The sequence below is a fragment of the Maritalea sp. genome, from assembly GCF_047634455.1.
Taxonomy (GTDB): domain Bacteria; phylum Pseudomonadota; class Alphaproteobacteria; order Rhizobiales; family Devosiaceae; genus Maritalea.
In genome coordinates, this window is record NZ_JBLIAI010000101.1 from 1 (window position 1) to 5695 (window position 5695).

Annotated in this window: 6 protein-coding genes; 3 read left to right on the plus strand and 3 right to left on the minus strand. The window is 50.9% G+C overall.

The window, feature by feature from the left end:
- Positions 1-124 precede the first annotated feature (124 nt).
- Positions 125-673 carry an HIT family protein gene (locus tag ACJAZW_RS14980; protein ID WP_415159535.1) on the minus strand — a complete coding sequence of 183 codons (549 nt, stop codon included), beginning with the start codon at positions 671-673 and terminating at the stop codon, positions 125-127.
- A gap of 152 nt (positions 674-825) precedes the next feature.
- On the opposite strand from ACJAZW_RS14980, the gene ACJAZW_RS14985 reads away from it, so the two are divergent.
- Together ACJAZW_RS14985 and der are read left to right on the plus strand one after the other, a co-directional pair.
- Positions 826-1512: a tetratricopeptide repeat protein gene (locus ACJAZW_RS14985; RefSeq protein WP_415159537.1), complete on the plus strand. Its 687-nt coding sequence runs from the start codon at positions 826-828 to the stop codon at positions 1510-1512.
- A 27-nt stretch (positions 1513-1539) separates the two neighbouring features.
- Positions 1540-3006, plus strand: a complete 1467-nt coding sequence (gene der / locus ACJAZW_RS14990; RefSeq protein ID WP_415159539.1) for a ribosome biogenesis GTPase Der — start codon at positions 1540-1542, stop codon at positions 3004-3006.
- Positions 3007-3132: 126 nt separating this feature from the next.
- Here der and ACJAZW_RS14995 read toward each other — a convergent pair whose 3' ends face one another.
- Entirely contained in the window at positions 3133-3717 is a 585-nt protein-coding gene (locus ACJAZW_RS14995; protein WP_415159541.1) for a cation transporter, read from the minus strand.
- Between the two features lie 267 nt (positions 3718-3984).
- On the opposite strand from ACJAZW_RS14995, the gene ACJAZW_RS15000 reads away from it, so the two are divergent.
- Entirely contained in the window at positions 3985-4554 is a 570-nt protein-coding gene (locus tag ACJAZW_RS15000) for a DJ-1/PfpI family protein (protein ID WP_415159543.1), read from the plus strand.
- Between the two features lie 364 nt (positions 4555-4918).
- Here ACJAZW_RS15000 and ACJAZW_RS15005 read toward each other — a convergent pair whose 3' ends face one another.
- Complete coding sequence (locus ACJAZW_RS15005) at positions 4919-5500, minus strand: thermonuclease family protein (RefSeq protein WP_415159545.1); 582 nt, start codon at positions 5498-5500, stop codon at positions 4919-4921.
- Between the last annotated feature and the right edge of the window lie 195 nt (positions 5501-5695).

The window sequence follows — 5695 nt, forward strand, 5'->3', positions numbered from 1 at the left end:
GCCCAACGGACTGTTGATCCAGCGTTACCGTTTCGCGTGCCTCGGCGCTAATGGCATTCAGCTCTTCCAACTCAGCCTTTCGCGCTAGAAGCAGCGTTTTGAATTTTTCAACTTTGTTAGCCATCTACTCGTCTAACTTAAATGCGCCAATTGAGGTGATAATTCGCTTGGCCATCGTCGCAAGCTCTTCCTCAGTGTATGAGATTATACCGTTCTCCGCCATGAGCGCATGGTATTGCTGCTCTTCATATGGGACGCCCTTTGGCAGCGGCGCGATATGAAAGTGCACATGGCTGTTTCCCTGTGCGCTGCCCAGTGAGAGTTGGTATATACGCTCCGCGTCGAACGCCAATTTTAGTGCATTTGAAACCTTGTGGATGAGCGTCTGCATCTTGAGATACTCGGCAATATCCATTTGCACAGCGTAGTCTTTGATATGTCTTTTCGGGCTAACAATCAGATATCCGGGCAGTGTGGGGTATTTGTTCAAGAACACCACGAATTCAGGGTTCTCCCACACAATATGATGTTTGAATTCCGGATTGCCTTTCACCAGCTCGCAAATGAAACATGGCCCAGTTCGGGTCCGTGCTGCGTATTCATCAAGGTCAAACCGCACTTTATCAAGTGCCGGAATCGCTTGTTCTTGAACAGTATTATGCTTGTCTTCCATCCTCCGATCTTGCCCAGCATTTACCGCTTTGGCAATTGGGAGGTGATTTCACTTATTTTTCGGCCTAAATGCCCCAATCACAAATTGCTTTTTCCCAAAGCCCACACTATGGTGCACGACTTAAAATACGCCAGCAACAAGAGCCACAAATTATGTCCGATACAGATAGTGCATTCCGCGAAGTAGACGAAGAACTGCGTAACGAACGCATGAATAAGCTATGGCGCCAATATGGCCCATATGTGATCGGCGTTGCCGTTGTCATTATCTTGCTTGTTGCGGGCAATGAAGCATGGCGCTGGTGGCAGACATCGACCGCCAACAATGGTGCGGATCAATTTGCCACCGCTATAGACAGCATTGAAAGCGGCGACATTGCAGGTGGCCAAATAGCGCTGCAAAGCGTAATCGAATCCGGCCCCGGCCAATATCCAGTATTGGCCCAATTCCGTGCGGCAGCTTTGTTGGCCGAAGACGGAAAAACCACAGAGGCTATCGCTGCGTACGACGCGTTGTTGAGCACATCATCTGACACGCGTTTGCGCGAGCTTGCTGCAATCTTTGCGGCTTACTTGCTGGTTGATGCAGGCGATCCATTGGCGGTCACCCAACGTGTTGGTGATATGCAGGTTGCAAACCATCCGATGCGCAATGCTGCGCGCGAGGCTATTGGTTTGGCGCATTACAAAGCGGGCAACCTTGTTGAGGCCCGCGTGTTATTTGATGCAATCGCTGCAGATCCGCTGACCCCTCGTGATCTTGGGTTGCGTGTTGCACTTTATCTCGGCCAATTGACCGCTCAAGGCGTTGGCCCAATTGCTGAGGCTGCGTCGGAATAATCTGACGCGCCTGACTGGAGCCCTATAATGTCTGTTTCTGTTGCGATCGTTGGGCGTCCCAATGTCGGCAAATCCACTTTGTTTAATCGTCTTGTGGGTAAAAAGCTCGCGTTGGTTGACGATACACCAGGCGTTACCCGTGATCGTCGTGAAGGCGAGGGCCGCATTGGCGACCTCACATTTACGCTCATCGATACCGCTGGTTATGAAGATGCGGACGATGCAACGCTTGAAGGGCGTATGCGTCAACAAACCGAAGCGGCTATTCAAACAGCCGACATCATATTGTTGATGATCGATGCGCGCGCTGGTGTCACCCCGATGGACGAGCACTTCGCCCAACTGCTGCGCAAAGCCAACAAAAAGGTCACGTTGCTGGCCAATAAGGTCGAAGGACGTGCCGCAGAGGCGGGGCTATTTGAAGCCTACAAGCTTGGTTTTGGCGATCCGGTTGCGCTGTCAGCTGAGCATGGCCTTGGCCTCGCCGATCTCTATCACATCGTTGCAACCGCCATTGAAGCCGCCGCCAAAGACCTTGAAGAAGGTCACGAAGAGTTTGAGCAGGCAATCGCCCAGCTCGACGAATCGATGATGCCTGAAATCAACGTTGAGTTGGACGAAGACGGCAAAGGCGTTGAAGACGGCAAGGGTACTTACGATCCAACACGTTTTCTAAACGTGGCGATTGTTGGTCGTCCAAATGCCGGTAAATCCACCTTGATCAATAAAATGGTTGGCGAAGAACGCGTGTTGACTGGCCCAGAGGCTGGCATCACCCGTGACGCGATCATGGTGCCGTGGGAATGGCAGGGCCGCACCATCAACTTGGTCGATACAGCGGGTATCCGCAAGCGCGCCAAAGTGCAGGAAAAGCTCGAAAAGCTTTCTGTTGCTGATGCGTTGCGCTCCATTCAATATGCCGAAGTTGTTGTGTTGATGCTCGATGCAACCGTGCCGTTTGAAAAACAGGATTTGCAACTCGCCGATTTGGTGGAACGCGAAGGCCGCGCTTTGGTCATCGCGCTCAACAAATGGGACTTGGTGAAAAATAAGCAAGAGCACCTCAAAGAGATGCAGGAATCTTGCACGCGTCTGCTGCCCCAACTTAAAGGCGTGCCATTGGTCACCCTTTCTGGCCTGCGCGGCAAAAACATCGATCGCTTGATGGAAGCTGTTCTTAAAGTGGAAAAGACTTGGAATTCAAGGATTTCTACTTCGCGCTTGAACAGATGGTTGATCGAAAAAACCGAAAGTCATCCACCCCCAGCCGTTTCCGGCCGCCGTTTGCGCTTCCGTTATATGACCCAAGCCAAAACCCGGCCACCGAGTTTCATCATCTTTTCATCGCGCCCAGACGCTGTGCCAAAGTCTTATGAACGTTACCTGATCAACGGTCTGCGCGAGGCGTTCAACCTAGATGGTGTACCCATCCGCATGTGGCTACGCGGCGGTGACAACCCTTATCACGACAAAGAAAAAGCCAAGCGTTATTAGCAGTTTCAGCAAAAGTTGCATGGTTATCGTTTTCGCGAAATTGCGAAAACAATACATCATGACTTGATTGTGCTGGCTTGGATGAAATGTGTACTTTCATTTCGTCAGTATGAAGGGTGTCCTTGGTCAGGGTGATGCATCACGTTCCTTGCGTGCCGCAGACAATACTTCGCGCGCTGCGTCAATGTTCATGGCGGCGATGCCGAGGCCAACAATTATGTCTGGCCAGATCGATAGCGTAAAGGCCGTAGCAACACCTGCTGCAATTATGGCGACATTTGCATATGCATCGTTGCGGGCAGACAAAAATGCAGCCTTTGTGAGGCTTCCACTGTGGTTGCGGTACCGTACCAGCATAGAGGCGCATACGAGGTTGACAAATAATGCCCCGGCGCCAGTGGCGGACAGCACAAATGGTTCCGGCGGCACGGGGTTACCTACCTTTCCCCATAACACCCAAATGAAACCAAGTGCAGGAAAAAGTAATATTCCTGCCAATGCCATACCGACGCGCGCACGGGCTACGACAGACCAACCCAAAGCAAACGCGATCAGTAGATTGACTGAGGCGTCCTCCAGGAAGTCCACTGCATCTGCGATAAGGGATGCAGATCCGATGGAAAGCGCAACCGCAAACTCTACGCCGAAGTACGCAAGATTTAGCAGTGCGACGATCACAACTACACTGCGTAAGTCCAAAGTCTTTGTCATAGTTGCCTGAAAAGTCCCAAAATAGATTCGACTAAAGGTATCTCGAAAACCGATGCGGCACCATCCAGTTTCAATGAGCGCCCGACCAACGCCTTGGCCTCGGGCGTCTGGGTCTATGAACAAATCCTTATCACGACAAAGAAAAAGCGAAGCGTTATTAACGTTTGAAAAGGAGTAATTTTTGCGGCCTCAACACGTTAATCTCGTTGTTATTTCAGATTGTTCCCGTTATGTTCTGGCGATGATTCATTTGGGAAAGAACTATCGATGTCAAAAATTGCCCTATTGCTCACTGAGGGTTTCGCCGATTGGGAATATGCCCTAATTGGTGGAACCGCAGGTCCATTTTACGGTCTTGAAGTTCAATATTTTACGCCAGTTGCCGGGCAGGTTCGCTCGCAGGGCGGCCTCAGTGCACAGGTTCCTAAAAACCTAGATAACTTACAAGAATGGCAGCCAGACGCGCTGGTGGTTGTGGGCGGCATGATTTGGAATACGGAAGATGCACCGGATATCCAAAACTTGCTGATCCAACAACATTCAAGCGGCGCAGTTGTAGCAGGCATTTGCGGCGGCACCCTCGCGCTGGCACGTGCTGGCCTGCTAAATGAAGTGCCACATACCTCAAACGATGCGGATTATCTCACCCAACATGCTCAGGGCTATGCCGGGGCGCAGCACTATCTCAAAAGCCCGTCTGTAATCGCAAATAATCGCATTATTACGGCACCCGGCACCGCACCAGTAAGCTTTACCGCCGCCGTTTTTGAAAATGTCGGCATGGATCAAAGCACTGTCGCGCAATTCAAAGCCATGATGGCCGCAGAGTTTGGGTAGGGACGCTCAATGCACAACCCAGTTTCCCTCCCCCTTGTGGGGAGGGACTAAGGGTGGGGGGGAAGTTGAACATAGCTATTGCGTTGACAGGATCGCAACGTGATCCCGGTTCGGGGGCCGGGAATGCACCAAGAGGAAAGGCACAAATTTATTCTATGGCCACCCGGACAGCGAAGTGGCTTCCCCGGGCTTGATCCGGGGTCTATCCAGCGTCAACGTAGAACAAAACCCTCATGGTGAGCCTGTCGAACCATAAATGCTGTGCAGTGCCGTTCACCCTTCGACGGGCTCCGGATGTGAGGGCGTGGAATATACGTTTCGTCATGGAGTTGTTCCCGCGTGCTGCAGGCGATTGTTCTTTAGTTCATGAGGTAGGGTCTTGATGATTAGCGTTAAATGTCTCCCAAACATGCAAGCGTCCTTTTTGGCGTGCGTCAGCTAGCCAAAGTCTTTTGCGTACCCCTGCCAATTCTAAGTCTCGATACGCCCCACCTGAAAACTTGGGCCAGTCGATTGCTAATCCGATTTTGACCATCTCAGCTGAGATATCCCGACCATCTTGCAGGTAACAACGCGCAACAGTTCTGCCATAATCGTCGTATTCTAACGTTTCTGCGACAACAATCTGCTGCCTGCACAATGAAACAAGCGCCCACTTGGCTTGCTGACCATAGGGGTGAGATAGTTCGGGTGCATCAACTCCAAATAGGCGCACTTGAGTTTTTTGTATCACCAACGTGTCGCCATCGACGATGTAAGCTCGCCCCTTGAGTATTGTCTTATTTGTCGAAAGTCTTGCCGTTTTCGAATCGAAAGATCTTCGCTTCGCACCACCACCTTTACGCTTGGTCCAGGTGTTGAGCTGACGTACTCTTTTTCGAATTCGGCCCTTGCTTCCGAAAGCCCACCATAAAACGACAAATGCAAATATTATTAATACTTCCATTTTTCGTTTATTCCAACGAAATGGCATATTGTAAACCCAACATGCAGAGATCAAACAAAAAGGTTACGGACCACGGACATCGTTTTAACGTTAGCGTCGGCATTTGATGCACCAAAAACCCGCTTTCGAAGAGTGTGTTACAGGAGGCATGATCGAGTTGCGAAATTACGATCGCCTGTGTACCAAGCTGTTGAT